Consider the following 25,187-nt stretch of genomic DNA (forward strand, 5'->3'; position numbering starts at 1 on the left):
AACAAGAGAAAGGCCGAGGGGATCTCAGTCCTGGGACTGAGATCCCCTCGGCCTCTGCACCGACGTCAGCCGGGTGCGATCAGTCCTTCAGCACGACCACGCGACGGTTGGGCTCGGCGCCCTCGCTCTCGCTGGACACACCGTCGACCTTGGCGACGGCGTCGTGCACGATCTTGCGCTCGAACGGCGTCATCGGGGTGAGTTCCTCGCGCTCGCCCGAGGCCAGAACACGCTCCGCCGCGGCCTTGCCGAGCTCGCTCAGCTCTGCGCGACGTCCGGCACGCCAGCCGGCCACGTCGAGCATGAGGCGGCTACGCACACCGGTGGACTGCTGGACCGCGAGACGGGTCAGCTCCTGGAGGGCGTCGAGCACCTCGCCCTTGCGGCCGACCAGCTTCGACAGATCGTCGCCGCCGTCGATACTCACGACCGCACGGTCGCCCTCGACGTCGAGATCGATGTCGCCGTCGAAGTCCAGGACGTCGAGCAACTGCTCGAGGTAATCGCCGGCGATCTCGCCTTCCTCGATCAGTTCGTCCTCGGTGTCGGTGTCCGCGTCCGTGTCCACGTTCTGCGTCTCGAGTACCACGTCTGTGCCCTCCCTGTTCTCACCGGCCCGGGCGGTGTCCTGCTCACTGGTCATGGTCGTTCTCTTTCTGGAGGTCAGCGCCGCTTGCGCTTGTTGCTCTTGGGGCGGTTCGCTGCCGGCCGCGGTTTCGGCTTGGGGCGCTGCTGCCCGGTCGATCCACCACCCGATCCGGTTCGTTCGTCAGCCGACGACTCTCCGGTCTCCGACGTCCCCGCATCGGTGGACTCGGCGTCGACGACCGGGGAGGACGGGGCGGCCTTCTTCTTCTTGTCGAGCGACGGACGTGCACCCGGCTTCGGCGCGTTGTCGGCACGACGCTCGAGCGCGGCCTGCTTCTTGGCGTCCTCCTCCGCGTCGATCTTGCGGAAGACGAGGTGCTGCTGCGCGTAGGTCCAGATGTTGTTCGACACCCAGTACAGGAGGATGGCGATCATCAGGAACGGGCCACCGACGAGCACGCCGAGCGGGAACACCCACAGCGCGAGCTTGTTCATGATCGCGGACTGCGGGTTGGCTGCCGCGGCGGCGCTCTGACGCGCGACCGAGGCGCGCGAGTTGAAGTGCGTCGCGACGGACGCGATGATCATCAGCGGAACCGCGACGGCGGCGATGTTCGCGACCGTCGGCACAGTGCCGTAGGCGCCGAACGACTCGAGCGTCTCCTTCGGCATCGTGATGTAGGACGAAATCGGGGCACCGAACAGACGGGCACTCAGGAACGACTGGACGTCGGTGGCGCTGAACCAATAGTTCGCGGTGTTGGCGTTCTCCTCGACCGACATGCCGAGACCGCCGTAGCCGGTACCGGTGCGGTTGAACGAGCGCAGGACGTGGAACAGGCCGATGAACACCGGCGCCTGCAGCAGCACCGGCAGACAGCCCATGACGGGGTTGAAGCCGTGTTCCTTCTGCAGCTTCTGCATCTCCAGGGCCATCCGCTGGCGGTCCTTGGAGTACTTCTTCTGCAGCGCCTTGATCTGCGGCTGCAGCTCCTGCATCTGCCGCGTGGTGCGCACCTGCTTCACGAACGGCTTGTAGAGGATGGCGCGCAGCGTGAAGACCAGGAACATGACGGACAGCGCCCAGGCGATGCCGTTGTCGTCGCCGAGAACGGCGCCGAACACCTTGTGCCAGACCCACAGGATCCCGGACACCGGATAGTAAATGATGTCGAGCACGGCTCTAAGTACTCCTCTGTTCGTCCACGTTCACCACACCGTGGTGTTGGGCAAGTATCGGGCGAGCGCGGCGCATCATTCCTGGCTCGCATGGTGGTGGATGTGTCGTCCTCGACGTTCCGGGACGGGATCCCACCCACCAGGGTGCCAGGGCGCGCACTTCACAATCCGCACGACAGTGAGCGCCGAACCCTTCACCGCACCGTGGGTGCGTAGCGCGTCGACCGCGTACTCGCTGCAGGTCGGTGTGAACCGACAGGTCGGCAGGCGGAGTGGGGACACATAGGTTCGGTACAGCTCGATGAGGAAGATCAGGACGCGCGCGGGAAAGCGTCGCAGCGTCGTCCAGAGGGTACCCGCGAACGACGAAGAGCGCGGACCGGAATCGGTCCGCGCCTCATCGAGTTCGCTACTCATGCCGGATCACCTTCGTCAGCCAGCAGATCCATCTTTCGGAGCACGGACCGCAGCTGCTTGTCGAGTTCCCGGGAAGTCGCGGTCGCCGAACCAGGCAACGCGCGAATCACAACGTCGGTGTCGACGGGAACGGTCTCGACCAACCCGGCACAGATATGACGAAACCGGCGGGCGACTCGATGTCGAATCACCGCCGGCCCGACAGCCTTGCTGACGACGAGCCCGAAACGGGGACCGTCGATACTCACCAGGGTGTCGGTCGAGCCACGCTCGAGAGCGTGGACGACCAGATCTCGTCTACCCATTCGACGTCCGCCACGCACCGTCGCGGAGAAATCCGAGCGACGACGCAGGCGGTACGGCTCAGGTAACACCCCGAGCTCCTGAAGTCGGTATCGAAATCAGGCGGTGAGCTCGGCGCGGCCCTTACGGCGACGCGCCGACACGATTGCACGACCCGCACGGGTCCGCATACGAAGACGGAAGCCGTGAACGCGCGCGCGGCGGCGATTGTTCGGCTGGAACGTCCGCTTGCCCTTGGCCACGGTCAACACTCCTCGAAGCTCGGTGACGCCGGTCGGCGTCGGTCTAACATTTCAAATGGAAAATCCGGTGATCACACGAGAGCACTGGGGCGCGACCTCTGGCCAGCGCACATCCTCCACCATCGGGTGACTGTTCGAGGGTACTGATCGCCACAGGCAAGGTCAAACCGGATCGGTCTCGAGACCTCGAGAGATCCTCGACCGGGATCCGCGGCGGGGCCGAACGCGCCAATTGCGTGGAATCGCCATGCAGGAACCGACCGATTGTTACCGTCCCTGCATGGCACAGCCGAAGCCCGGATGCTCGCGTCGCACCGCGGATCTCGCCCGCTGCGAATCAGCCTTCCCCCTGCGACGCTCGAGAATCGGGACTGTAAGGCAACTAACATCACCACGCGCGGCCCGTGTCGACGCCGGCAGTGCCGGCACTTCCTCCGCCTGAGCGCATACCACCAGGTGACAGCCTCGAGCATTCGGTACGCGCCGAATGCCGAGTGGACGAACCCCGCACTCGAGCGTTGTCCACATCTGTGGATAATTGTGTGGAAACACAGCTCGGGTGGCATATTCGTTGCCCAGTAAGGGGTCCAGCCTCACCGGGGGGAGCTCAACCGACAACCACGGCGACGGGCCGTTCAGGCCCGCATACGGGGAGGACACACAGTGAACGACGATCCGAACGCCTTGGCGAATGTCTGGCGCGACGTCGTTGCAGAACTGACCTCCGATGCCGGGGACGGCGCAGCACTCACCAAGGCACAGAAGGCGTGGCTCGCACTCGTCAAGCCGCTCACGTACGCACAGGGTTTCGCGTTGCTGTCGGTGCCGTCGCCGCTGGCGCAGGAAGCGATCGAACGCGATCTGCGGGAGCCGATCCTGCGGGCCCTCAACCTCCATCTAGGGCAGAAGGTCGAGGGGCTGGGTGTGCGCATCGCCGCACCGTCCGAGGACGCCGACACCCTCGGCGAGCCCCTGAGCAGCAACGACATCGACTCCGCGCCCCGCGCGAACGAGCGTGTCGGGTCCACCGATTTCGCCGACGCCGGGTCGGGCGCGCACCGCCGACGCCATCTCGCGATGGGCGCCGCCGACCCCGTCCCGACGGACCTCGCCGAGCACGAGGAGGTCGACGACGACCGCGAGGCGCTGGCCAGCGTCCACGAGTCCTGGCCGTCGTACTTCACCAAGCCGCCGACGAGCACTGCGACGGCGTCGTCGGGTGGCAACAGCCTCAACGCGAAGTACACGTTCGACACGTTCGTCATCGGCGCCTCCAACCGGTTCGCGCACGCCGCGGCCGTCGCGATCGCCGAGGCACCGGCCCGCGCCTACAACCCCCTGTTCATCTGGGGCGCGTCCGGCCTGGGCAAGACGCACCTGCTGCACGCCGCCGGCCACTATGCGCAGCGTCTGTTCCCCGGCATGCGGGTCAAGTACGTCTCCACCGAGGAGTTCACGAACGACTTCATCAACAGTCTTCGTGACGACCGCAAGGTCGCCTTCAAGCGGCGGTACCGCGAGACCGACATCCTGCTCGTCGACGACATCCAGTTCATCGAGGGCAAGGAAGGTATCCAGGAAGAGTTCTTCCACACCTTCAACACCCTGCACAACGCGAACAAGCAGATCGTGGTGTCCTCGGACCGCCCGCCCAAGCAGCTCGCGACGCTCGAGGAGCGGCTGCGGACCCGCTTCGAGTGGGGTCTGATCACCGACGTCCAGCCGCCCGAACTCGAGACGCGGATCGCGATCCTGTCGAAGAAGGCGCGGATGGACCGTCTGGATGTTCCGCACGATGTTCTCGAGTTGATCGCCAGCCGGATCGAACGCAACATCCGCGAACTCGAGGGGGCGCTCATCCGTGTGACGGCGTTCGCGTCGCTCAACCGGCAGGCGCTGGACCTCAAGCTCGCCGAGGTGGTGCTCCGGGACCTGATGCCCGATTCGGCGGCACTCGAGATCAACGCGGCGACGATCATGGCGGTGACCGCCGAGTACTTCAACACGTCGATCGACGACCTGTGCGGCCCCGGCAAGGCCCGACCGCTCGCGCAGGCCCGCCAGATCGCCATGTACCTGTGCCGCGAGCTCACCGACCTGTCGCTGCCCAAGATCGGCCAGACGTTCGGCAGGGACCACACCACGGTCATGTACGCGGACAAGAAGATCCGCAAGGAGATGACCGAGCGGCGCAAGGTCTACGACCAGGTGCAGGAGCTCACCGCTCGCATCAAGCAGCGCTCCAAGAGCTGACCAGAACCGACAAGAGCCGACACAGCCGGACCGTCTCGAGAACGGCACCGCCGCACGATCCACCGACATCCGCACGGATTCTGCCGTGCGGATGTCGTGCTTCCGGGGTGACTCGAGACACGAATCCGAAAGAATTCACACCTGTGGATAGGTGTGTGTATAAGGTGTAATCGTTGTGGACAACTGTGGGACAACTTCGAACTGTCTCGAGGTATCCACAACCGCGCCCGATTCGTCCTCGAGTACGTCCTCGAGAAGTCCCCATGCCTCGAGTACCGGGGACCAGCGACTTCGAGTGTCCATCCACAGATTCCACAGTGCCTATTACTGAGATTGAAGTCTTCTCGAGAGAAGTTCTTTGAAAACAGGCCCTGTGAACATCCGGGCGAACCCGACCGTTCACAGCCCGCCTCGAGGTGTCTCGAGGCGCCGGCGCCCGCTTTTCAACACGACCTCCGAACGCATACGGTGTCCTCTGGCCGCTGTGTCAGACTGCTAGCGCAGCCTCTGCAGCCTTCATGCGCAGCTGCTGCAGATACGTCCGTGCCTACCGAGAGGAACACCCGAGCGATGGAGCTTGGAAGTATGAAGTTTCGCGTTGCTCGGGAGGACTTCGCCGACTCCGTCGCATGGGTCGCGCGCAGTCTGCCTTCGCGGCCGCCGGTGCCCGTCCTCGGTGGCGTGCTGCTCGGTGCGGACGAGCAGGGACTGACCGTCTCCGGTTTCGACTACGAGGTCTCGGCGCAGGTGCGCGTCTCGGCCGAGGTCACCACCACCGGTCAGGTCCTCGTGTCCGGCAAACTCCTCGCCGACATCACCCGGGCCCTGCCCAACAAGCCCGTCGACGTCACCGTCGACGGCACCCGCGTGCTGATCACGTGCGGCAGCGCCAAGTTCTCGCTGCCCACCATGCCCGTCGAGGACTACCCGCAGCTGCCGACGCTGCCGCAGCAGACCGGTTCGGTGCCGGTGGATCTGTTCTCCGAGGCCATCAGCCAGGTCGCCGTCGCGGCCGGCAAGGACGACACCCTCCCGATGCTCACCGGTATCCGCGTCGAGATCGAGGGCACCAACGTCGTGCTCGCGGCCACCGACCGTTTCCGGTTGGCCGTCCGTCAGCTCGAGTGGATGCCCACCGCGGGCGAGACCTCCGCCGCGGTCCTGGTGCCCGCCAAGACGCTGTCCGAGTCCGCGAAGACGCTGGGCGGCAACACCCTCGCGCCCGTCGAGCTCGCGCTCGGTTCCGGGGCATCGGTCGGTTCGGAGGGCATGCTCGGCATCGTCGCCGACGGCCGCCGCACCACCACCCGCCTGCTCGATGCCGAGTTCCCCAAGTTCCGCCAGCTGCTGCCGGCCGAGCACACCGCGATGGCCACGGTCGAGGTGGCACCGCTGGTCGAGGCGATCAAGCGTGTCGCCCTGGTCGCCGAGCGCGGCGCGCAGGTGCGGCTCGAGTTCAACGCCGACGGTCTGCTGCTGTCCGCCGGTGGCGACGATGCCGGCCGCGCCGAGGAGTCGCTCGAGGCCGACTTCCAGGGTGAGCCGCTGATCATCGCGTTCAACCCCGGCTACCTCATCGACGGTCTCTCGTCGCTGCACTCGGAGCGCGTGCTGTTCGGCTTCACCACGCCCAGCCGCCCCGCAGTGCTGCGCCCGGCCGGCGAGGAAGCGCCCGAGCGCGGCGAGTCCGGTGCGTTCCCGGCGCCGGAGAGCGACTACACGTACCTGTTGATGCCGGTTCGACTGCCGGGCTGATCCCCGCGTCGCAGCCGACGCCCCGCGGGCCCCGCTCGAATCACCACTAGTGGAGGGACATCTCACGATGCAGCTCGGACTGGTCGGACTCGGCAAGATGGGCTTCAACATGCGCGCGCGTCTGCGTGACCGCGGGCACGACGTGGTCGGCTACGACCCGCGGCCCGAGGTGAGCGACGTCTCCTCGCTCGCCGAGTTGGCGTCGCGCCTGTCCGGTCCCCGCGTGGTGTGGGTGATGGTGCCTGCCGGCGAGATCACCCGCCGCACCGTGGCGGACCTGGCGACGGTACTCGAGTCCGGTGATCTGGTGATCGACGGCGGGAACTCCCGCCACACCGACGATCGGATGCACGCGGATCTGCTCGAGTCCCACGGCATCGGATACCTGGATTGTGGTGTCTCCGGCGGTATCTGGGGTCTCGACGAGGGCTACGGCCTCATGGTGGGCGGCTCGGACGCCGACGTGGCCCGGGCGATGCCGATCTTCGACGCGCTGCGTCCCGACGGCGACCGGGCCGGCGGATTCGTCCATGCGGGACCGGTCGGTGCCGGTCACTACGCCAAGATGGTCCACAACGGCGTCGAGTACGGGCTGATGCAGGCGTACGCCGAGGGCTACGAACTGCTCGAGGCCGAGGACCTGATCACCGACGTGCCCGGCGTGCTGCAGGCCTGGACGCACGGCACTGTCGTCCGGTCGTGGCTGCTCGACCTGCTGGTGAAGGCGCTCGCCGAGGACCCCGGTTTCGCCGAGATCTCCGGGTACACAGAGGATTCCGGCGAGGGGCGCTGGACGGTCCAGGAGGCACTGGACCACGCGGTCCCCGCGCCGGTGATCTCCGCCGCGCTGTTCGCACGGTTCGCGTCGCGTCAGACCGATTCCCCGGCCATGAAGGCCGTGTCGGCGCTGCGGAACCAGTTCGGCGGGCATGCCGTGCGGGCTGCGGATTCGGGAACGGCGACCCGAGGCTAGTGTTCGTCCGCCAGTTCTCCCTCCGTGATTTCCGGTCGTGGGACGCCGTGACCGTCGATCTCGAGCCCGGTGCCACCGTGTTCGTCGGCCGCAACGGGCACGGCAAGACCAACCTGCTCGAGGCGCTGGGGTATCTGTCGACGCTGTCGTCGCACCGGGTGTCGGCCGATGCCCCGCTGATCCGGGCGGGCGCCGCCCAGGCGTACGCGGGGGCGATCGTGGTCAACCACGGCCGTGAGCTGGGTATCGACATCGAGATCAACGACGGTAAGGCCAACCGGGCCCGGATCAACCAGTCTCCGGTCCGCCGACCTCGGGAGATCGTCGGGATCCTGCAGACGGTGTTGTTCGCGCCCGAGGACCTGTCCCTCGTCCGTGGCGATCCGGGTGACCGCCGGCGATTCCTCGACGAACTGCTGACCTCGCGAATCCCGCGGATGGCCGCGGTGCGTGCCGACTACGACAAGGTACTGCGCCAACGGTCGGCCCTGCTCAAGACCGCGGGTGGTGCGTTGCGCCGCGGGTCCAGATCGACCGACGGCGCGAGCGCTCTTGCCACACTTGATGTCTGGGACGGGCATCTCGCGGTGCACGGCGCCCAACTGCTCGAGGCGCGGCTGCGTCTGGTGCACGACCTCGCCCCGCACCTGGTGACGTCGTACCGCTCGCTGGCCCCCGAGTCGCGGCCGGCGTCGGTGCGCTATCGCAGCAGTCTCGGTACCTCGCTTCCTCCCGAATTGTTGGATCCGACAAGGGAACCCGAACGTGAGGACGTGGAACTGCTCGAGGCGAGCTTTCTGCACGAGCTGTCGGTGATGCGGCAGCGGGAGATCGAACGCGGGGTGTGCCTGGTAGGCCCGCACCGCGACGACCTCGAGCTGTATCTCGGCGACCAGCCCGCGAAAGGCTTTGCCAGCCATGGTGAATCGTGGTCGTTCGCGCTGTCGATGCGACTGGGCGCGTTCTTCCTGCTGCGTGACGACGGCAGCGACCCGGTCCTGATGCTCGACGACGTGTTCGCCGAGCTGGACCGCAAGCGCCGGACCGCGCTAGCGGGCGTGGCGGCCGAGGCAGAGCAGGTGCTCATCACCGCCGCGGTGGCCGAGGACGTGCCGGACGAGCTGTCCGCGACCCGCTTCGGGGTGCAGGCGCACGACACCGAGCGGGGCCGGATCTCGCAGATCACCGCGCTCGGCCGGATCACCACGACGGGAGGCGAACTATGACCGACGAGCAGCCCGAGACCCAGTCCGGTCCGCAGCCGGAGCTCAAGGGCATCGACCTGGCCCGGCGGGCGCTCGAGGAGGCGCGCGCCGCGGCCAAGGCCAACGGCAAGGCCGTCGGACAGGGGCGGTCGTCGCCGCGCGGCGGCGGCATCCGGGCGTTGCGGTCTCGCCGTCGGAAGAGCTGGTCGGGGGCCGGACCGGACGACCGCGATCCGCAGCCGTTCGGTGCGCTCGCCGGCGCCATCGCCAAGCAGCGCGGCTGGTCGCCGCGGGTATCCGAGGGCACCGTGATGGGCCGCTGGGTCGACGTCGTGGGCGCGGACATCGCGGCGCACGCCGAGCCGACCGGTCTGCGGGAGGGCGTTCTCAGCGTGTCGGCGGAGTCGACGGCGTGGGCGACGCAGCTGCGGATGATGCAGTCGCAGATCCTCGCGAAGATCGCGGCGGCCGTCGGGCACGGTGTCGTGAAGTCGCTGCGGATCACCGGTCCCACCGCTCCTAGCTGGAGAAAGGGCGATCGGCACATTTCCGGTCGGGGCCCGCGGGACACCTACGGCTGAGCCCTAGGTTTACCTATAACTCCGTGTTACAGTTACGCCACTTCGTCGAGTGAGTGAACTGGGTCACGATGCTGCCGTGGTGCGGCGGACGCGATCCGCGTCAGTACCTGGGAGTGGTCATGTCCGTAACGCACACCGCGCATACGCCCGCCACCGCGGAGCCGGAGCACATCCTTCTGCAGGCCCGCAACGTCGAGTTCGACTGGTCCGACCTGCCGATGCACTGGATTCCCGGTGACCCGTTCAGCACCCACGTGCTCAACGTCCTGCACCTGCTGCTGCCGGCGGGCGAGGAGTGGTTCGTCGAGACGTACAAGGAGGCCCTGCCCCTCATCGAGGACGACAGGCTCCGCGAGGACGTCGTCGGATTCATCGGCCAGGAGGCGATGCACGCGGGCGCTCACACCGGCGTACTCGAGCACCTGCGGGCGAACGGCCTGGATCCGACGCCCTACACCGAACAGATGCACTGGGCGTTCCGGAAGCTGCTCGGCCCCAGGCCGCTCACCGGTCGCCGCGCCGAGAACCACCTCATCGAGCGTCTCGCGATCATCGCGGCCGTCGAACACATCACCGCGTTCCTGGGGGACTGGGTGCTCAACGCCGACGGGCTCGACCGCGCCGGCATCCACCCGACGATGCTGGATCTGCTGCGCTGGCACGGCGCCGAGGAGGTGGAGCACCGCTCGGTCGCCTACGACGTGATGCGTTACTTCGACAAGCGCGAGTCGCGCCGGATCCGCACCCAGCTGATCGCGACACCGATGATCGTGTGGCTGTGGGTGCGCGGCACCCGCTTCCTGATGCGCAACGATCCCGAACTCGCGAACTGGGCACCGAGCCGTCGCCGTCCGCGGATGTCCGACTTCGTCGCCGCCGGCCGACGTGGAACCCTGCCCACCGCAACGGAACTCGGCAAAAGGATGTCGACCTACTTCCGTCGTGACTACCACCCGGGCAAGGAGGGCTCCACGGCCCAGGCCGTGGCCTACCTGGCGTCCTCCCCGGCGGCGCGGGCGGCCTCGCGGTGAAACTGCCCCGCGTGCGCGACCTGCTCACCGCTCACGAGGCCCTCACCCGACCGGCGCCGCCGGCCGACCTGCAGGGCCGTGACCGTCCCGACCGTGCCATGACGATCGTCGAGGCCGTCGCGGACAAGTACCTGCGCGTGCTCACCGCGTACGACTACGACCCGGCCGTGGCGGGTCACAACCCGGACACCGCGATGACGCTCGTCGTCACCGAGCGCACGATCGTCGCCGAGGACGAGAACGTCGCGGCCCTGACGTTCGCGGCCGTGGACGGCGGTGACGTGCCGACGTGGCAACCGGGCTGTCACCTCGACTTCCATCTGCCGTCGGGCCGGCGACGCCAGTACTCGCTGTGCGGAGACCCGGCCGATCGCCGGCACTATCGCATCGCGGTCCGCTCGATTCCCGACGGTGGGGGCGGGTCGACCGAGATGCACGGGCTGACCCCGGGCACCACCGTCACGGTGCGCGGTCCGCGTAACGGCTTCCCGTTCGTCCCCGAGGGCGCGGCCCTTTTCGTCGCCGGCGGTATCGGCATCACGCCGATCATCGCGATGGTGCGTGCCGCACGGGAGGCCGGAATGGACTGGCAGTTCGTCTATTCCGGGCGTTCACGCGAGTCCATGCCGTTCCTCGAGGAGATCGCGTCGTGGGAGGCGGATCGGGTGTTCGTCCGCCCCGACGACGAGTTCGGCCTGCCCACCACGACCGACCTGCTGGGCCGCGCACCGGCGGGGGGAGCGGTGTACTGCTGCGGTCCCACCCCGATGCTCGACGCCGTCCGCGGCGGCTTCGCCACCTCGGGTGCCAAGGCGCTGCACTTCGAACGGTTCGGCGCGCCACCGGTTCTCGACGGCCAGCCGTTCGAGGTGCAGTTGGTGAGCACCGGGGAGGTGCTGGATGTGCCGGCCGACGAATCGGCGCTCGAGGTGATCCGGGAACGACTGCCCGGTGTCGGCTACTCGTGCCGGCAGGGGTTCTGCGGCACGTGCCGGGTGCGGGTGCTGTCGGGGACACCGGACCACCGCGAATCGCGTCTGACACCCGAGGAACAGCAGGACCAGATGCTGATCTGTGTCTCCCGCGCCGACGGCGGACGCCTCATCCTCGATCTCTGATCCGTGAGCCGAAAGGCTTGACCGAGAGGAACTTCCATGAGCACGCCGCACTCCGTCGACCCCGGCTCAGTGCCACCCCGGCTCGTCACCAACGGCGCCGTCCGACTCGCGGTCTTCGAGCAGGGAAACCCGGACGGCGAGACCTTCGTGCTGGTGCACGGCTGGCCCGACACCCACGAGCTGTGGCAGCACGTGATCCCGCATCTGGCGGACCGGTTCCGGATCGTCAGCTACGACACCCGCGGCGCCGGGGCCAGCTCCGCGCCGACCGCGGTGTCGGCGTACGCGCTGCCGGAGCTGGCGAAGGACCTGTTCGCGGTGATCGACGCTGTCAGCCCCGACGCGCCGGTGCACGTGCTCGCGCACGACTGGGGCGCGGTGGAGTCGTGGGAGGCGGTGTGCGAGCCGGGGGCGGAGCGGCGGATCGCGTCGTACACGTCCATCTCGGGACCGAACCTCGACCACCTGGGTGCGTGGATGCGGCGCTCGCTGGCGCAGGGCCGGGTGGCCGGACCGCTCGCACAGGCCGCGGCGTCGGCGTACACGGTGCTGTTCCAGATCCCGGGGGTCGGCACGCTGCCGTTCCGGCTGGGGCTGTGGCGGATCTGGCCCATGTTCCTGCGGTTCTTCGATCGGATGGACCCGTCGCTGGTCCGGCCGGCGCCGACGCTGCGCTCGGACATGGTGACCGGGCTCAAGCGGTATCGAGCCAACATCCGGCCGCGGCTGCGTCACCCGCGGGAGCGGCGCACCGACGTCCCGGTGCAGCTGATCCTGAACCGGCGGGACCTGGCGGTGCGTCCGGTGGGTTACGAGGACACCGGGCGGTGGGTCTCGGACCTGCGGCGACGTGAGTTGCCGGCCGGGCACTGGTCGCCCGTTTCCCACGGGCGCGACGTGGCCCGACTGACCGCCGAGTTCGTCGATGATCTTCGCGGGGACACCGCAACCGACAGCCTCGGGGCCGGTTCCGCCTAGGGTTTCACCCGCCGGGGGCCGAGAAAAGTCGTCTGCGGGGCAGCTGGGGGTGTGTTAGGCGCCCTGTATGTCTGCACGTACACGTAAGATGGTCGGGTAACTAGCGGCGAATCTCGACACACCGCTCGCGGTGCTTCGTTGTGCGTGGCCGACAGAGACCTCAACAGAGACCTCGACAGAGACCTCAGGGAACTTACGGCCACCGTGTCTCGAAGCGCAGTGTAGAGCCGTGTCGGCACACTACGGAGAAGGAGAGCTACCCACCCGTGGCTGCCCAGAAGTCAGACAAGAGCAACACCTACGGCGCTTCCTCCATCACCGTCCTCGAAGGACTGGAAGCCGTCCGCAAGCGTCCCGGCATGTACATCGGTTCCACCGGTGAACGCGGCCTGCACCACCTGATCTGGGAGGTCGTCGACAACTCGGTCGACGAGGCGATGGCCGGCTACGCGAGCAAGGTCGAGGTGACCCTGCTCGAGGACGGCGGCATCCAGGTCGTCGACGACGGCCGCGGTATCCCCGTCGCGATGCATGCCTCCGGTGCTCCCACCGTCGAGGTCGTCATGACCCAGCTGCACGCGGGCGGCAAGTTCGACTCCGACGCCTACGCGGTGTCCGGTGGCCTGCACGGCGTCGGCATCTCGGTCGTGAACGCGCTCTCGACCAAGGTCGAGGTCGACATCAACGTCGACGGTTACCACTGGTCACAGACGTACGACCACGCCAAGCCCGGTCCGCTGGTGCAGGGCGAGCCGACGAACGAGACCGGCACCACCGTCCGGTTCTGGGCGGATCCCGAGATCTTCGAGACCACCACCTACAACTTCGAGACGGTCGCGCGCCGCCTGCAGGAGATGGCCTTCCTCAACAAGGGCCTCACCATCACCCTCACCGACGAGCGCGTCGCCGAGGAGGAGATCACCGACGACGTCGTCAGCGTCACCGCCGAGGCCCCCAAGACCGCCTCCGAGACCGAGGAGGCGGCGGCCGCGCCGACGCCCAAGGTCAAGTCCCGCGTCTACCACTACCCGGGCGGCCTCGAGGACTACGTGCGGTTCATCAACCGCACCAAGCAGCCGATCCACAACTCGGTCGTCGGATTCACGGCGAAGGGCACCGGACACGAGCTCGAGATCGCGATGCAGTGGAACTCCGGCTACTCGGAGTCGGTGCACACGTTCGCGAACACCATCAACACCCACGAGGGCGGCACCCACGAGGAGGGCTTCCGTGCGGCGCTCACCTCGGTCGTGAAGAAGTACGCGAAGGACAAGAAGCTCGTCAAGGACAAGGATCCGGAGCTCACCGGTGACGACATCCGCGAGGGTCTCGCCGCGATCATCTCGGTGAAGGTCGCCGAGCCGCAGTTCGAGGGCCAGACCAAGACCAAGCTCGGCAACACCGAGGTCAAGTCGTTCGTGCAGAAGGCCTGCAACGAGAACATCGCGCACTGGTTCGAGTCCAACCCCGCGGACGCCAAGACCATCGTCACCAAGGCGGTGTCGTCGGCGCAGGCCCGGACCGCGGCCCGCAAGGCGCGTGAGCTGGTCCGCCGCAAGAGCGCCACCGACATCGGCGGCCTGCCCGGCAAGCTCGCCGACTGCCGCTCCAACGATCCGAGCAAGTGCGAGATCTACATCGTGGAGGGCGACTCCGCAGGCGGCTCGGCCAAGTCCGGCCGTGACTCGATGTACCAGGCGATCCTGCCGCTGCGCGGCAAGATCATCAACGTCGAGAAGGCCCGCATCGACCGCGTCCTCAAGAACGCCGAGGTCCAGTCGATCATCACCGCGTTCGGTACCGGCATCCACGACGAGTTCGACATCGCCAAGCTGCGGTACCACAAGATCGTGCTGATGGCCGACGCCGACGTCGACGGCCAGCACATCGCGACGCTGCTGCTGACGCTGCTGTTCCGGTTCATGCGTCCGCTCGTCGAGCAGGGCCACGTGTACCTGGCGCAGCCGCCGCTGTACAAGCTCAAGTGGCAGAAGGGTTCCGCGCCGGAGTTCGCGTACTCCGACCGCGAGCGCGACGGCCTGCTCGAGGCCGGTCTGGCGTCGGGCAAGAAGATCAACAAGGACGACGGCATCCAGCGCTACAAGGGCCTGGGCGAGATGAACGCCAAGGAGCTGTGGGAGACCACGATGGATCCGAGCGTCCGGGTGCTGCGTCAGGTCACCCTCGACGACGCCGCGGCCGCCGACGAGCTGTTCAGCGTGCTGATGGGCGAGGACGTGGAGGCGCGTCGTAGCTTCATCACCCGCAACGCCAAGGATGTCCGTTTCCTCGACGTCTGAGTGACCACCCTACCGAGCCGGGCGTTTTGTGATGTCTATCACTTTAGCGCCCGGCTCGGCGCTATCCGGTGAAGGTAGTAGGGCACGCCGGTATCACTGTGCCTGTTCGGTCGGGGTCGACCGAACAGCGCGGGGGTCGGTCGTCCACATGAATCACGACACGATATCGACTCGGGAACGATAAGGCTCTGCCTGGCGTCCCGGAGCATTTAGACTCCGGAACCGCCCAGGGCTGTCCTCGACTCCCTCCGGCGAAACTTGTTCTGTGGTCCGGGGGAGGGCACGAGCGCGGCATCTTGTGCTGGACCTGGGTGGAAAGTGAGCTTGGACGATGAAGACCCAATCGCCGCCTGTCAGCAGGCTGGGGAGGCTGTGGAACCTCGAGGGCTGGGGTCTGCGCTGGAAGGTCACCGCGGTGGTGGCACTCCCGATCACCGTGGCAATGGTGCTGGGCGGTCTGCAGGTGAAGGACGAGTTCAGTCGTGCAGTGAGATACAGCAACACTGCGGACCGGGTCGCGGGTGTTCCCGACATCGTCACGCTCAGCAACGAATTCGGCCTGCTCTCCGCCGGCTACGCGGCCGGTACGTTCAAGAAATCTGACCTCGGGGACTTCAACGAATCGGTCGTCGCGGCTCACGCCGCCGCTGACAATCCCGCGATGCCCGCCGACCTGGCCGACCTGGTGCGGTCCTCACTGGTCGTGGTCGAGAGCCTCGTGGCCGACATCGAGTCCGGCACCGTGGCTCGCCCGAACCTGCCGGCCGAGACCGCGAAGGTTCGCGAAGACCTGATGCGCGTCGTCGACGAGATCGTCGGACCCATCGACGACCCCACCGTCATCGTTGCCTTCCGTCACCTGCACGACCTGGCTGGTGCGCAGCAGGCCCTGACGGACCAGGTCGCCGGCATGATGACCCACCTCATGGACACCTCCAAGCCGCCGAGCGCGATGGTCGCCGCGGGCGGTGCGGAGCTCGCGCTGATCGACGCCATGATGCGCGCGTACCCGGACTCGGTGCCGGTGCTCGAGAAGACGCGGGATTCAGGGAGGGCTCGTCTCGACCTGATCATCAACTCTCCGGCCAGCCAGATCCAGTTCCAGATGCGTGATCTGTTGTACGCGAGCGTCGACAACTACACCGGCCTCGTCGCGAAGACATCCAACACCATCGCTGACACGGTGGCCGCACGCGCCGACGAGACTTCCGCCGCAGCGTTGCGCGCCGCGGTCGTGGTGCTTCTGACGCTCCTCGCGACGATCGTGCTGGGTGTGCTGGTCGCCCGGTCGCTGATCCGCCCGATCCGCCGACTCCGGCGCGGAACGCTCGAGGTGGCCAACGTGGACCTGCCCGAGGCGATCGAACGGATCAAGGTCGGCGACGGCTCCGCGGTCACCGACTTCGAACCGATCCCGGTGCACACCACCGAGGAGATCGGCCAGCTCGCGCGCGCCGTCGACGACATGCACGGTCAGGCACTCCGGCTCGCCGGCGAGCAGGCGCACCTCCGGCTGCAGATCGGCGACATGTTCGAGACCCTGGCCCGGCGCAGCAAGTCGCTGGTCGACCAGCAGTTGGGCCTGATCGAGAACCTCGAATTCGAGGAGAAGGACCCCAAGCGGCTCGAGAGTCTGTTCCGGCTCGACCATCTCGCGGCCCGCATGCGCCGCAACGGCGACAACCTGCTGATCCTGTCCGGTAACCGGGTCCGACGCGCCCAGTCCGCCCCCGTGCAGATCGGCGACACGGTGCGCGCCGCGATGTCCGAGGTCGAGAACTATCAGCGGGTGCAGCTCGGGTCCACTCCGAACGGCGCATTGAGCGGTGCGGTCGCGGCCGACGTCGCGCATCTGCTCGCCGAACTGCTCGACAATGCGCTGCGTGCCTCCCCGCCGGACAGCAAGGTGTGGATCACGTTCGCGCGTGCCGTCGACGGCGGGGTGCTCCTCGAGATCGAGGACAGTGGAATCGGTATTCCCGCAGAACAACTGGACGAGATCAACGAGCGTCTCGCATCGGGTGGCGCGGTCGGTCCGGAGACGGCCCGGCACATGGGCCTGTTCGTGGTCAGCCGGCTCGCGGCCCGCCACCGGCTCACGGTCCGCCTGCGGCGGACATACGAGTCCGCGTCCGATCAGGGTGTCACCGTGAGCGTGCACATTCCCGACACCCTGCTGGTCTCGCAGCTCGAGATGCCGCAGACCGGTCCGGTCCCGCGCGTGGGCACCGCCGGGCTGCCGCAGGTGACCATCGTCCACTCCGGCGAGATGCCGCAACTGGTCGCCGAACCCGCCCGGCAGGAGCCGGTGCCCGCGGCGAACCCGACGAGCGCCCTGCCGCGGCGCACTCCCGGTGCGACGGAGCTGCCGCGGCGCACTCCCGGCGCGACGGAACTGCCGCGGCGCACTCCCGGCGCCGCCGTTCCCGCGCCACTGCCGGTGGATCCCGCTCCCGTGCACCACGCGCCCGAGGAACAGTATTCGGCTCCGCCGACGCCTCCGTCCGCGCCGCTGCCGCCCGTGTCCGAGCCCGCCGCACCGGCTTTCGGCAGTACCGACTCCACCGAGTCCCCGGGCGCCCAGTCGGTCGACATCACGCCGCCCGCAAGGCGTCACCGTTACCTGAGCAACGCTGCCAAGACCGCGTCGTTCTTCCAGCCGCGTCCGAATGTGGCTCCGTCCCAGGACGTTACGACCACCGGAACGCCGATCTTCTCCGGCATGGTCACGGACTGGCTCACGGATCCGACCGAGTCGGAGAATCTCGGCAAGTTCGAATGGACGTCGGCCGCCGACCAGGGTTGGACCGCCGCACACCGGGCCAGTGAGGCCCCGGTCGAGGCCAGGACCGAATCGGGTCTGCCGCAGCGTAAGCCGGGACATCGGCTGGTGCCGGGCGGGGTCGACGCCGGCGACCGGGGCGCGAACCGGTCGCGGCTGCGTGACCCGGAAGCCGTCCGTGAGAACCTGAGCCGCCACCAAAAGGGAACTCGCGAGGGCCGCGCAGTGAGCTCGGCCGACCGCGCCAGTATCGGAGGAGACAGATGAGTATCGATCAGGGAATGGTGTCGAACGGGGATCACGGCTCCGGCGGCGCCCGCCCGCTCGACTGGTTGGTCTCGAATTTCGCCAGGGAGATCCCGGGCGTCTCGCACGCCGTGCTGGTGTCCGCGGACGGCCTGCTCATGGCGGGCAGCGAGCATCTGCCGCTCGATCGTGCGGAGCAGCTCGCGGCGGTCACCTCCGGGCTTGCCAGCCTGTCCGCGGGGGTGTCGAACCTCTTCGACGGTGGCGGAGTCCTGCAGTCGGTCGTCGAGATGCAGCGCGGCTACCTGTTGCTGATGAGCGTCGGCGACGGATCGCACCTGGCCGCGCTGACCTCCTCGTCGTGCGACATCGGGCAGGTCGGCTACGAGATGGCACTGCTGGTCGAGCGGGTCGGCAGCTCCGTGCAGGCCACGCCGCGATCGATGTTCGGATCCTGACCGGACCGTGGCCATGAACGACGAGTACGACGAGGTGAGCGAGCGCGGGCCGAGCCTGGTGCGCCCGTACTCGCTCACTTCCGGCCGGACGAAACCGGCGGTGGAACTGGCGCTGGAGGCTCTGATCCAGGCGCTTCCGCCCCGGGATTATCAGACCCCGGACCTGGGAGACATCGAGGCGACGATCATTGCGCTGTGCGCGCAGTCGCCGTCGGTGGCCGAGATCGCCGCCCGAGTGGGTGTGCCGATCGGTGTGGCACGGGTGCTCGTCGCCGATCTCGTCGAGTCCGGTCACCTGCGGATCCTGGCAACTCTCCAAGACGACGCGAGCGACACCGAACGTCGCGAACTTATCGAAAGGGTCCTCGGTGGACTACGGAACATCTAGCTCTGAGCGCAACCGGGTGACCTCGACCAAGATCGTCATTGCGGGCGGCTTCGGCGTCGGCAAGACCACTCTCGTCGGCGCGGTGTCGGAGATCGTCCCGCTGCGGACGGAGGCGCTGGTCACCAACGCCTCCGACGGTGTGGACAATCTCACGGCCACCCCACAGAAGTCGACCACCACCGTGGCGATGGACTTCGGGCGTATCAGCCTCGCACCGGACCTGGTCCTGTATCTGTTCGGAACGCCGGGACAGCAGCGGTTCTGGTTCATGTGGGACGACCTGATCCGCGGTGCGATCGGTGCGATCGTGTTGATCGACACCCGCAGACTGGACGAGTCGTTCGCCGCGGTCGACTATTTCGAGGCCCGCAACCTGCCGTTCGTGGTCGCGGTCAACGAGTTCGACGACGCGCCGCGGTACCCACTCGAGGAGATTCGTCAGGCCCTCGCGGTGTCGGCGCAGGTGCCGATCCTGTCCATCGACGCCCGCAACCGGGAGTCGGCGAAGGCCGCGTTGGTCGCGATCACCCAGTACGCGCTCACCCGGCTCGGTCAGACGGTCGGGTAGAACCCCGCCGGCACCAGCTTCGCCGGCGCATCCGACTCGACGCGGAAGGCCGGGCAATCAGCGAGTGCTGCCAGGTCTGGCTGACCTGCACCTATAGACTTGACGGGTTGCGCGTGCCTGGCATCGGAGCCATCGAGCTTCAACGCTTCGCACGCCCAGGGTCCACAGGCTCTACCAGGACCGTTTTGCTGAGAAGAAGAGGAGCCGATGACTGACACCACGTTGCCGCCGGAGGAATCGGGGCACGACCGCATCGAGCCGGTGGACATCCAGCAGGAGATGCAGTCCAGCTACATCGACTACGCGATGAGCGTGATCGTGGGCCGCGCGCTGCCCGACGTGCGCGACGGCCTCAAGCCCGTGCACCGCCGCGTCCTGTACGCGATGTACGACAACGGCTACCGCCCGGACCGCGGCTACGTGAAGTCCGCGCGCCCGGTCGCCGACACGATGGGTAACTACCATCCGCACGGCGACAGCTCCATCTACGACACCCTCGTGCGCATGGCGCAGCCGTGGTCGCTGCGCTACCCGCTGGTCGACGGCCAGGGCAACTTCGGTTCCCGCGGCAACGACGGCGCGGCCGCGATGCGTTACACCGAGTGCCGCCTCACGCCGCTCGCCATGGAGATGGTGCGCGAGATCGACCATGACACAGTCGATTTCGTCCCGAACTACGACGGCAAGACGCAGGAGCCGACGGTTCTCCCGAGCCGTATCCCGAACCTGCTGATCAACGGTTCCGGCGGTATCGCGGTCGGTATGGCCACCAACATCCCGCCGCACAACCTGCGCGAGGTCGCCGAGGCCATCTACTGGGCGCTCGACAACCACGAGGCCGACGAGGAAGCCACCCTCGAAGCGGTCATGGAGCGGGTCAAGGGCCCCGACTTCCCGACGGCCGGCCTGATCGTCGGCGGCCAGGGCATCCAGGACGCCTACCGCACCGGTCGCGGCTCGATCCGCATGCGCGGTGTCGTCGAGATCGAGGAGTCGGACCGCGGCGCCACCCAGATCGTCATCACCGAGCTGCCCTACCAGGTCAACCCGGACAACCTGATCACCTCGGTCGCCGAGCAGGTGCGCGACGGCAAGATCGCCGGCATCTCCAAGATCGAGGACCAGTCGTCCGACCGCGTCGGCATGCGAATCGTCGTCGTCATCAAGCGTGACGCCGTCGCCAAGGTGGTGCTGAACAACCTCTACAAGCACTCGCAGCTGCAGACCAGTTTCGGCTGCAACATGCTGTCCATCGTCGACGGGGTGCCGCGCACCCTGCGCCTGGACCAGATGATCCGCCTGTACACCACCCACCAGCTCGAGGTCATCGTCCGACGCACGCGCTACCTGCTGCGCAAGGCCGAGGAGCGGGCCCACATCCTGCGCGGTCTGGTCAAGGCACTGGACGCGCTCGACGAGGTCATCGCGCTCATCCGCGCGTCGCAGACCGTCGACATCGCCCGCGCCGGCCTGATCAACCTGCTCGACGTCGACGACATCCAGGCCGACGCGATCCTCGCGATGCAGCTGCGTCGCCTGGCCGCTCTCGAGCGTCAGAAGATCATCGACGAGTTGGCCGAGATCGAGCTCGAAATCGCCGACTACAAGGACATTCTCGCGAAGCCGGAGCGGCAGCGCGCGATCGTGCGGGACGAGCTCGCGGAGATCGTGGACAAGTACGGCGACGACCGCCGCACCCGGATCATCGCGGCCGACGGCGATGTCACCGACGAGGACCTCATCGCCCGCGAGGACGTCGTCGTCACGATCACCGAGACCGGCTACGCCAAGCGGACCCGAACCGACCTGTACCGCTCGCAGAAGCGCGGCGGCAAGGGCGTGCAGGGTGCCGGGCTCAAGCAGGACGACCTGGTCAAGCACTTCTTCGTCAGCTCCACGCACGACTGGATCCTGTTCTTCACCACCAAGGGTCGCGTGTACCGCGCCAAGGCGTACGAGCTGCCCGAGGCCAGCCGCACCGCCCGCGGCCAGCACGTCGCGAACCTGCTGGCGTTCCAGCCGGACGAGCGGATCGCGCAGATCATCCAGATCAAGACCTACGAGGACGCGCCGTACCTGGTGCTCGCGACCCGCAACGGCCTGGTCAAGAAGTCCAAGCTCACCGACTTCGACTCCAACCGCAGCGGCGGCATCGTCGCCGTGAACCTGCGCGGCGAGGACGAACTGGTGGGCGCGGTGCTGTGCTCGTCCGACGAGGACCTGCTGCTGGTCTCGGCCAAGGGACAGTCGATCCGGTTCGCCGCGACCGACGAGGCGCTGCGCCCGATGGGCCGCGCGACGTCCGGTGTGCAGGGCATGCGGTTCAACCAGGACGACGAGCTGCTCTCGCTCAACGTGGTCCGTGAGGGCACGTACCTGCTGGTCGCGACGTCCGGTGGCTACGCCAAGCGCACGCCCATCGAGGACTACGTCGCTCAGGGTCGCGGCGGAAAGGGCGTTCTCACCATCCAGTACGACCCGAAACGTGGCACGCTGGTCGGGGCGGTCATCGTCGACGACGACGACGAGCTGTACGCGATCACCTCGGGCGGCGGTGTCATCCGCACCGCAGCCAAGCAGGTGCGTAAGGCCGGCCGTCAGACGAAGGGCGTGCGGTTGATGAACCTCGGGGAGGGTGACACCCTGCTCGCGATCGCGCGTAACGCCGACGAGCCCGAGGAAGCTGCTGCGGGTTCGTCCGATGGAGCGAAGGAGTCGTAGTTGAGCACTCCCCAACAGCCCGGCGACGGCAAGAAGGACGGCAAGCCGGACGAAACGCCCGGTAAGCCGGCCTCCGGCTCGGCCGACGCGAATCCTGCTGCGGGGTCGGCCGAGTCGGCCGCTCCCGCGCAGGGCAGCGCTCCCGCGCAGGGTCCGGGTCCGCAGAAGCCTCCGGTCCAGAGGCCGGCGGAGCAGAAGGCACCTGAGCAGAAGCCCGCGGAGCAGAAGGCACCTGAGCAGAAGCCCGCGGAGCAGAAGGCGCCCGAGCAGAAGCGGCCGGGACAGACGCCGCCGTGGCAGCGGGGACAGCAGCAACAGCAGCGTGTGCCGCAGACCAACCTGAGCCGCCCGGGTCCCGTCCCGGGTCAGGGTGCGCCGGGTCAGGGTGCGCCGGGTCAGGCCGGGGGGCCCAAGCCTCCCGTCGGCCCGGCCAAGCCGAGCACCAACGGCAAGGCGGCCCCGTCTGCCCCGGCCAAGTCCACCCGGCCCGTCGTGACGGGCACGGCCGCTCCCAAGCCGCCGGCGCAGCCCCAGGCTCAGCCGCCGGCCGGGCCCAGCAGGCCCGCCCGGCCCGTCGTGACCGGTACGGCGGCCCCGAAGCCACCCACGTCCTCTCCTACGGCCCCTGGCGGGCCGCAGGGGGGTGCGGGCGGCCCGGAGGCGGGACAGACCGCGAAGGCGGCGGCGAAGGCCGCGGCCAAGTCGAAGGCGGCGGTCATCGACGGGCCCACCCGCAGCATCGCCCGCACCGATCTGGCGAAGGACATGCCGGACCTGTCGGCGGTGAAGCATCCGGTGCCCGCCGGTGCCCCGGCTGCAGCCGGCTCGGCCCGCAAGGCGGCCGCTGCCGCGCTCACCGTGTCGGCCCCGGCCCCGGCCGAGGGTGAGGGACTGCGGGCGACGGTCCAGGTGCGCCGCGTCGACCCGTGGTCGATGCTCAAGGTGTCGCTGGTGATCTCGGTGGCGCTGTTCTTCGTGTGGATGGTCGCCGTGGGCCTGCTGTACGTCGTTCTCGACGGCATGGGCGTGTGGGACAGGCTCAACAGTGCCTTCACCGAGATCGTGACCGACACCGGCAGCGGTGGACTGGTGACGTCCGGTCAGGTGTTCGGGTACTCGGCCCTGATCGGGCTGATCAATGTGGTGCTTATCACAGCGATCGCGACGATCGGTTCGTTCATCTACAACCTGTGTTCCGACCTGGTCGGCGGCGTGCAGGTCACTTTGGCAGACCCCGACTGACCAGGCAAAAGACTGCCCCGCCGGAGCCGTTTTGGTATCCGACGCTTCGGTGGGGTAATCTTCTGCCCGGTTCAAGGGCCTATAGCTCAGGCGGTTAGAGCGCTTCGCTGATAACGAAGAGGTCGGAGGTTCAAGTCCTCCTAGGCCCACTCCACGTGCCAACGAAGGGGTTACCAACGTGAAGGTCATCCTGATTGCGGGAGCCGGATTGCTGGTGGCTCTCGGGCTTGCCAAGTTGCTGTCCAAGCGACACGGTGAAGATGTCTGGCACGAGGTCACAAGTCGCTGAATCCGGTTTCCGGAACCAGTGCAGACGGGGCCTTAGCTCAGTTGGTAGAGCGCTGCCTTTGCAAGGCAGATGTCAGGAGTTCGAATCTCCTAGGCTCCACAAAGTTTCACAACGCAGGCGCTTTCCTTCGGGAGAGCGTCTTTTGCGTTTCCTGGGTCCGCTTCGTGGGTCCGTTTCCCGGGTCCCATGTCACGACGGACGTCGCACACGCCCTGCTGCGCGCGACATGGTGCGCTGCGCGGTAGACGGCGCGCGGGCGGCGATTCTGCGCGCAGCAGGGCGGCTGGGGGGCTTCTGGGGGCCCGGTGGGGGGCTTCTGGGGGCTCGGGCGGGTCGATCAGCCCGTGATCATGTCTTCCTGGCCCCAGACGGCGCGCATGCTGACGATCTTGCCGGCGTCGTCGAACTCCATGATGTCGATGGGTGCGATCTCGACGGTCTGATCGCCGATCTTCGTGATCAGACGGAAGTGGAAGGCTGCGGTGTTGGCCGCGATGCGCAGCGTCACCAGCTCGGCCTCCTGGTCCAGCGGCTCGATGATCGCGTAGAACTCACGGATCGACTCGCGCGTGGTGCGGGGCTCGGTGCCCACGGGATCCTCGACGCTGGCGCCCTCGGCGTACAGCGCCAGGACGTCGTCGGCGGTGCCGCTCGCGACAGCCTTGATGTAGCTCTCGACGGTGCTCCGGATGCTCTCGGGTGACGCGGCCATGCTGCTCCTCCATAGTTGGAACCTGTTTCAGTTTGCGAGGGTATCGCAGCGCTGCGGTCGGATGGCCCCAGCCGCGAATGACGAAACGGGTGAAGGCGATCGGAGCGGTCCTCCCGCGCATAGCACGCATACCGTTCGTTCAGTGCGGGAATGGTTCGAACTGGGACTGGCATCACAGGTGGCTGGATATCCTGTGTCGAGGCCCAGTTCGACTCGCCCACCTCGGGAGCTGCCATGAAGCTCGGGAAGATAGTCGCCACAGCCGCTTTCGTTGCGATGACCGTTGCCGTCGGTGCCGGCACAGCCTCGGCCGATCCGGCCGCGATCGTGAATACCGCGTCGGCCCAGGGGAACGACCAGGGCGTCGGGTTCACCACCGCGGTCGACCCGTCCGGTGCGACGGTCACGACGGTGCTCGATGCCGGCACGTTCCGCATCGAGGCGGACGGTGCGCAGGTGAGCGTCGTGCGCGACGACGGCACCGTCGTCGGCGCCGTTCCGCTGGCGTACCGCCTCGACGGGCAAATGTTCCCGATCGTGGGCAGTGTGGGGACGGACGGGCGCACGCTGACGCTGACGCCGGATCGAAATCCGTTGCAGACCAATCCGGTCCGCATCGACGACCCGGTTGCGCAGCAGAAGCTGATCGAAGAGGCCCAGAAGAACCAGGCGGGCGCAATCATCGGCAACATCGTCGGTTCCGCGGTGGGACTGCTGGTCGGATGCATAGTCGGCGTGATCGGCGGGTGCATCCCCGGTCTGATCGTCGGAGGATTCGTCGGAGCAGCGATCGGAATGGACATCCAGGGCGGGCCTCCGATGCGGCAGGCCTTCATCGACTTCATAACCCCCTGACGT

Annotated in this window: 22 protein-coding genes and 2 tRNA genes; 18 read left to right on the forward strand and 6 right to left on the reverse strand. The window is 67.6% G+C overall.

Features of this window, described 5'->3' with window-relative positions:
* Nucleotides 1-79 precede the first annotated feature (79 nt).
* From J2X34_RS12225 to rpmH, 5 genes are all read right to left on the reverse strand, one after another.
* Complete coding sequence (locus tag J2X34_RS12225) at nucleotides 80-643, reverse strand: protein jag (RefSeq protein WP_114720267.1); 564 nt, start codon at nucleotides 641-643, stop codon at nucleotides 80-82.
* 20 nt (nucleotides 644-663) lie between these two features.
* The gene (gene yidC, locus J2X34_RS12230; protein WP_114720269.1) at nucleotides 664-1,767 is read right to left on the reverse strand and encodes a membrane protein insertase YidC; all 1,104 of its coding nucleotides are present in this window, start codon (nucleotides 1,765-1,767) and stop codon (nucleotides 664-666) included.
* Nucleotides 1,768-1,842: 75 nt separating this feature from the next.
* The gene (yidD, locus tag J2X34_RS12235; RefSeq protein WP_114720271.1) at nucleotides 1,843-2,184 is read right to left on the reverse strand and encodes a membrane protein insertion efficiency factor YidD; all 342 of its coding nucleotides are present in this window, start codon (nucleotides 2,182-2,184) and stop codon (nucleotides 1,843-1,845) included.
* Nucleotides 2,181-2,558, reverse strand: coding sequence for a ribonuclease P protein component (gene rnpA / locus J2X34_RS12240; RefSeq protein WP_114720273.1), 378 nt, complete (start codon nucleotides 2,556-2,558; stop codon nucleotides 2,181-2,183). Before rnpA ends, yidD begins: the two co-directional genes overlap by 4 nt.
* Before the next feature lie 27 nt (nucleotides 2,559-2,585).
* A complete protein-coding gene (rpmH, locus tag J2X34_RS12245) occupies nucleotides 2,586-2,729 on the reverse strand; it encodes a 50S ribosomal protein L34 (protein WP_005516618.1) in 144 nt (47 codons plus the stop codon).
* Nucleotides 2,730-3,392: 663 nt separating this feature from the next.
* On the opposite strand from rpmH, the gene dnaA reads away from it, so the two are divergent.
* From dnaA to J2X34_RS12330, 17 genes are all read left to right on the forward strand, one after another.
* Entirely contained in the window at nucleotides 3,393-4,982 is a 1,590-nt protein-coding gene (gene dnaA, locus J2X34_RS12250; RefSeq protein WP_114720275.1) for a chromosomal replication initiator protein DnaA, read from the forward strand.
* A gap of 570 nt (nucleotides 4,983-5,552) precedes the next feature.
* The gene (gene dnaN / locus J2X34_RS12255; protein WP_114720277.1) at nucleotides 5,553-6,737 is read left to right on the forward strand and encodes a DNA polymerase III subunit beta; all 1,185 of its coding nucleotides are present in this window, start codon (nucleotides 5,553-5,555) and stop codon (nucleotides 6,735-6,737) included.
* 67 nt (nucleotides 6,738-6,804) lie between these two features.
* A complete protein-coding gene (gene gnd / locus J2X34_RS12260) occupies nucleotides 6,805-7,710 on the forward strand; it encodes a phosphogluconate dehydrogenase (NAD(+)-dependent, decarboxylating) (protein WP_114720472.1) in 906 nt (301 codons plus the stop codon).
* Nucleotides 7,710-8,936 (forward strand): DNA replication/repair protein RecF, encoded by a 1,227-nt coding sequence (gene recF / locus J2X34_RS12265; protein WP_429517467.1) that lies wholly within the window; start codon nucleotides 7,710-7,712, stop codon nucleotides 8,934-8,936. Before gnd ends, recF begins: the two co-directional genes overlap by 1 nt.
* Complete coding sequence (locus tag J2X34_RS12270) at nucleotides 8,933-9,496, forward strand: DUF721 family protein (RefSeq protein ID WP_114720281.1); 564 nt, start codon at nucleotides 8,933-8,935, stop codon at nucleotides 9,494-9,496. Before recF ends, J2X34_RS12270 begins: the two co-directional genes overlap by 4 nt.
* A gap of 119 nt (nucleotides 9,497-9,615) precedes the next feature.
* Nucleotides 9,616-10,527: a metal-dependent hydrolase gene (locus tag J2X34_RS12275; protein WP_114720474.1), complete on the forward strand. Its 912-nt coding sequence runs from the start codon at nucleotides 9,616-9,618 to the stop codon at nucleotides 10,525-10,527.
* Nucleotides 10,524-11,645: a PDR/VanB family oxidoreductase gene (locus J2X34_RS12280; RefSeq protein ID WP_114720283.1), complete on the forward strand. Its 1,122-nt coding sequence runs from the start codon at nucleotides 10,524-10,526 to the stop codon at nucleotides 11,643-11,645. The genes J2X34_RS12275 and J2X34_RS12280 overlap by 4 nt, the downstream gene beginning before the upstream one ends.
* A gap of 36 nt (nucleotides 11,646-11,681) precedes the next feature.
* On the forward strand, nucleotides 11,682-12,623 hold the full coding sequence (locus J2X34_RS12285; RefSeq protein ID WP_114720285.1) for an alpha/beta fold hydrolase: 942 nt from the start codon (nucleotides 11,682-11,684) through the stop codon (nucleotides 12,621-12,623).
* 266 nt (nucleotides 12,624-12,889) lie between these two features.
* On the forward strand, nucleotides 12,890-14,923 hold the full coding sequence (gene gyrB, locus J2X34_RS12290; RefSeq protein WP_114720287.1) for a DNA topoisomerase (ATP-hydrolyzing) subunit B: 2,034 nt from the start codon (nucleotides 12,890-12,892) through the stop codon (nucleotides 14,921-14,923).
* Nucleotides 14,924-15,254: 331 nt separating this feature from the next.
* Nucleotides 15,255-17,972 carry an ATP-binding protein gene (locus J2X34_RS12295; RefSeq protein WP_429517471.1) on the forward strand — a complete coding sequence of 906 codons (2,718 nt, stop codon included), beginning with the start codon at nucleotides 15,255-15,257 and terminating at the stop codon, nucleotides 17,970-17,972.
* A 14-nt stretch (nucleotides 17,973-17,986) separates the two neighbouring features.
* Nucleotides 17,987-18,409: a roadblock/LC7 domain-containing protein gene (locus J2X34_RS12300; protein WP_429517591.1), complete on the forward strand. Its 423-nt coding sequence runs from the start codon at nucleotides 17,987-17,989 to the stop codon at nucleotides 18,407-18,409.
* A gap of 13 nt (nucleotides 18,410-18,422) precedes the next feature.
* On the forward strand, nucleotides 18,423-18,797 hold the full coding sequence (locus J2X34_RS12305; protein ID WP_114720293.1) for a DUF742 domain-containing protein: 375 nt from the start codon (nucleotides 18,423-18,425) through the stop codon (nucleotides 18,795-18,797).
* A gap of 16 nt (nucleotides 18,798-18,813) precedes the next feature.
* Entirely contained in the window at nucleotides 18,814-19,365 is a 552-nt protein-coding gene (locus J2X34_RS12310; protein ID WP_114720295.1) for a GTP-binding protein, read from the forward strand.
* A gap of 207 nt (nucleotides 19,366-19,572) precedes the next feature.
* The gene (gyrA, locus tag J2X34_RS12315) at nucleotides 19,573-22,086 is read left to right on the forward strand and encodes a DNA gyrase subunit A (protein ID WP_429517473.1); all 2,514 of its coding nucleotides are present in this window, start codon (nucleotides 19,573-19,575) and stop codon (nucleotides 22,084-22,086) included.
* The gene (locus J2X34_RS12320; protein ID WP_429517475.1) at nucleotides 22,087-23,328 is read left to right on the forward strand and encodes a DUF3566 domain-containing protein; all 1,242 of its coding nucleotides are present in this window, start codon (nucleotides 22,087-22,089) and stop codon (nucleotides 23,326-23,328) included. It begins immediately after the preceding gene.
* Between the two features lie 75 nt (nucleotides 23,329-23,403).
* Nucleotides 23,404-23,477, forward strand: a tRNA-Ile gene (locus J2X34_RS12325).
* A gap of 166 nt (nucleotides 23,478-23,643) precedes the next feature.
* Nucleotides 23,644-23,716, forward strand: a tRNA-Ala gene (locus J2X34_RS12330).
* A gap of 238 nt (nucleotides 23,717-23,954) precedes the next feature.
* Here the strand turns inward: J2X34_RS12330 and J2X34_RS12335 are convergent.
* Complete coding sequence (locus J2X34_RS12335; RefSeq protein ID WP_429517477.1) at nucleotides 23,955-24,329, reverse strand: nuclear transport factor 2 family protein; 375 nt, start codon at nucleotides 24,327-24,329, stop codon at nucleotides 23,955-23,957.
* 234 nt (nucleotides 24,330-24,563) lie between these two features.
* On the opposite strand from J2X34_RS12335, the gene J2X34_RS12340 reads away from it, so the two are divergent.
* Complete coding sequence (locus J2X34_RS12340; RefSeq protein ID WP_114720303.1) at nucleotides 24,564-25,184, forward strand: hypothetical protein; 621 nt, start codon at nucleotides 24,564-24,566, stop codon at nucleotides 25,182-25,184.
* The last annotated feature ends 3 nt before the right edge of the window (nucleotides 25,185-25,187 follow it).

The organism is Rhodococcus sp. BE178 (assembly GCF_050433545.1).
Lineage (GTDB): Bacteria > Actinomycetota > Actinomycetes > Mycobacteriales > Mycobacteriaceae > Prescottella.

Excerpts from the sequence above, each read along its gene's own strand:
- J2X34_RS12340 (WP_114720303.1), top strand. The coding sequence starts at position 24,564 with ATGAAGCTCGGGAAGATAGTCGCCACAGCCGCTTTCGTTGCGATGACC.
- J2X34_RS12225 (WP_114720267.1), bottom strand. The coding sequence starts at position 643 with ATGACCAGTGAGCAGGACACCGCCCGGGCCGGTGAGAACAGGGAGGGC.
- gnd (WP_114720472.1), top strand. The coding sequence starts at position 6,805 with ATGCAGCTCGGACTGGTCGGACTCGGCAAGATGGGCTTCAACATGCGC.
- gyrA (WP_429517473.1), top strand. The coding sequence starts at position 19,573 with ATGACTGACACCACGTTGCCGCCGGAGGAATCGGGGCACGACCGCATC.
- J2X34_RS12295 (WP_429517471.1), top strand. The coding sequence starts at position 15,255 with ATGAAGACCCAATCGCCGCCTGTCAGCAGGCTGGGGAGGCTGTGGAAC.
- J2X34_RS12270 (WP_114720281.1), top strand. The coding sequence starts at position 8,933 with ATGACCGACGAGCAGCCCGAGACCCAGTCCGGTCCGCAGCCGGAGCTC.
- yidD (WP_114720271.1), bottom strand. The coding sequence starts at position 2,184 with ATGAGTAGCGAACTCGATGAGGCGCGGACCGATTCCGGTCCGCGCTCT.
- J2X34_RS12335 (WP_429517477.1), bottom strand. The coding sequence starts at position 24,329 with ATGGCCGCGTCACCCGAGAGCATCCGGAGCACCGTCGAGAGCTACATC.
- J2X34_RS12305 (WP_114720293.1), top strand. The coding sequence starts at position 18,423 with ATGAACGACGAGTACGACGAGGTGAGCGAGCGCGGGCCGAGCCTGGTG.
- J2X34_RS12285 (WP_114720285.1), top strand. The coding sequence starts at position 11,682 with ATGAGCACGCCGCACTCCGTCGACCCCGGCTCAGTGCCACCCCGGCTC.
- J2X34_RS12300 (WP_429517591.1), top strand. The coding sequence starts at position 17,987 with ATGGTGTCGAACGGGGATCACGGCTCCGGCGGCGCCCGCCCGCTCGAC.
- dnaN (WP_114720277.1), top strand. The coding sequence starts at position 5,553 with ATGGAGCTTGGAAGTATGAAGTTTCGCGTTGCTCGGGAGGACTTCGCC.
- J2X34_RS12275 (WP_114720474.1), top strand. The coding sequence starts at position 9,616 with ATGTCCGTAACGCACACCGCGCATACGCCCGCCACCGCGGAGCCGGAG.